Origin of the sequence: Mesorhizobium sp. M7A.F.Ca.US.005.03.2.1, assembly GCF_003997795.1 — a bacterium.
Taxonomy (GTDB): Bacteria; Pseudomonadota; Alphaproteobacteria; order Rhizobiales; family Rhizobiaceae; genus Mesorhizobium; species Mesorhizobium ciceri.
Genome location: NZ_RZRP01000973.1, coordinates 1 through 2,192 on the forward strand (window position 1 = coordinate 1; position 2,192 = coordinate 2,192).

3 protein-coding genes and 1 pseudogene are annotated in these 2,192 nt (G+C 64.6%); 3 read left to right on the plus strand and 1 reads right to left on the minus strand.

The window, feature by feature from the left end; all coding sequences use genetic code 11:
• Nucleotides 1-127 (plus strand): annotated as a pseudogene (locus EN991_RS41335) (HAD family hydrolase); the annotation flags it as partial.
• A 7-nt stretch (nt 128-134) separates the two neighbouring features.
• Here the strand turns inward: EN991_RS41335 and EN991_RS33400 are convergent.
• Nucleotides 135-356, minus strand: a complete 222-nt coding sequence (locus EN991_RS33400) for a DUF1674 domain-containing protein (RefSeq protein WP_013529015.1) — start codon at nt 354-356, stop codon at nt 135-137.
• A 105-nt stretch (nt 357-461) separates the two neighbouring features.
• Between EN991_RS33400 and htpX the strand changes: the two genes are divergently transcribed.
• Nucleotides 462-1,481 (plus strand): zinc metalloprotease HtpX, encoded by a 1,020-nt coding sequence (gene htpX / locus EN991_RS33405; RefSeq protein WP_024504208.1) that lies wholly within the window; start codon nt 462-464, stop codon nt 1,479-1,481.
• On the plus strand, nt 1,478-2,192 hold a 715-nt coding region (locus tag EN991_RS33410; protein WP_281058837.1), incomplete at its 3' end, for a transcription antitermination factor NusB. The genes htpX and EN991_RS33410, both read left to right, overlap by 4 nt.

Genomic DNA, 2,192 nt, shown 5'->3' on the forward strand with positions numbered 1-2,192 from the left:
CATCAGCGCCACGCACAAGCACCCCTTGCCAACGCAACACGCCGCGATCGCGGGCTACGACATGGTGGGCATCACCGTCGACGAGCGTGGCTGGATCGCGCTCGAGCCGCAGCGCAACGCCGCCTAGGCGGCGTCTAGAAATCGCTGGTCAGGCCCTTTACCTCCCAGTCGCCGTAGCGGCCGGGCTCCTTGCCGCCGCGGCCGCCGATTTCCTTCGGCGCCGAGGCTTCCTTTTCCAGGTACTTTGCACGCCTTGCTTCGGCTTCCGCGAGCGCACGTCTGGCTTCCGGCGTCAGCGCCTTTGGCTCGACATCATGGGCAAGCTCGGCATCGGTTTTACTGGCTTCGTCGTTCATGCGATATTTCCAGCGGATTGAAACGGGAACTGGTGTTTCCCATCATATAGCGATGAGACCAAGCGGATCGACCCCTTTTCGCTATCACCTGGACAGGAGCAGACGATGAACACACTTCGCACCGCCATGCTTCTTGCCGCGATGACCGCGCTGTTCATGGGCGTCGGCTTTTTGATCGGCGGAACCGGCGGCATGATGATCGCGCTGCTGATCGCCGCCGGCACCAATCTGTTCAGCTACTGGAATGCCGACAAGATGGTGCTGTCGATGAACCGTGCCGTCGAGGTCGACGAGAAGAACGCGCCCGAATATTACGCCATCGTCCAGTCGCTCGCCAAACAGGCCGGCCTGCCCATGCCGAAGACCTACCTGATCGACAATCCGCAGCCGAACGCCTTTGCCACCGGCCGCAACCCGCAGAACGCGGCGGTCGCTGCCTCCACCGGCCTGTTGCAGGCGCTGACGCCTGAAGAGGTCGCAGCCGTCATGGCGCACGAACTCGCCCATGTGCAGCACCGCGACACGCTGACCATGACGATCGTCGCCACCTTTGCCGGTGCCATTTCGATGCTCGGCAATTTCGCCTTCTTTTTCAGTGGCAATCGCGACAACAATCCGTTCGGCTTTGTCGGCGTGCTGGCGGCGATGATCGTAGCGCCCTTTGCCGCGATGGTCGTGCAGATGGCGGTCAGCCGCACCCGCGAATACGAGGCCGACCGACGTGGCGCCGAAATCTGTGGACACCCGCTCTGGCTGGCATCGGCGCTTGACAAGATCGCCCGCGGCGCCGAACGCATCCGCAACCCCGATGCCGAGCGCAATCCCGCGACCGCGCATCTCTTCATCATCAATCCCCTTCACGGCGAGCGCATGGACAGCCTGTTCTCCACCCACCCCGCCACTGAGAACCGCATTGCAGCCTTGCAGGCGATGGCGCGCGACATGGCCGGCAGCGAAACCCGGGCTGCACCGCGCCAGGCCCCAACGCCACGCCAGGCGGACGAACTGCGGCCATCCGGCCCGTGGGATCAGACAGCACGGCCCGAGCAGCCGGCGGAGCCCGCCAAGCCCAAATCCAACCCATGGGGTCGCAATCCGACCGGGCCCAGGGGCCGGTGGTCGTGAGCGTGGCGGACAGAGGACCTCGACGCACGGTTTCAGGTGATCAGGAACACAGGGACGGCGGCGACTTCGTCGCCGGTCTCGCCGCGCGCAAGGCAGCGGCCCGCCTGCTTGCCGCCGTCATCGATGCCAGGACACCGCTTGACGGGCTGACCGATCACGAGAACGGCCACCCGCAATACAAGGCGCTCGATTTGCGCGATCGCGGCCTTGTCCGCGCCATTCTGGTCACCGCGCTGCGCTATCGCATGACCATATCGGGGCTCTTGGCGCGGCGCCTGGAAAAGCCGCTGCCGCCCAATGCCACGGCGCTGTCGCACATATTGCATGTGGCGGCCGCACAGATCCTGTTCCTCGATATTCCCGACAGCGCCGCCGTCGACATTGCGGTGACCCATGCCAAGTCCGATCCGCGCACGGTGCGGTTCTCCGGCCTCGTCAATGGCGTGCTGCGCACACTGGCACGGGCCAAGGAAACGGAATTGCCTGCCGCCCTTGCCGCCACCGACGAGGCGCCCAAATGGTTTTCCGACAGGCTGAAGACTACCTACGGCAACGAAAAGGCCAGACAGATCCTCGAAGCGCACCGCGTTGAGGCGCCGGTCGACTTCTCGGTCAAGGCCGATCCCGGACTCTGGGCCGAAAAACTCGGCGGCATCGTCCTGCCGACCGGCACGGTGCGGGTCGAGAATCTTGTCGGTCCTGTCACTGAAT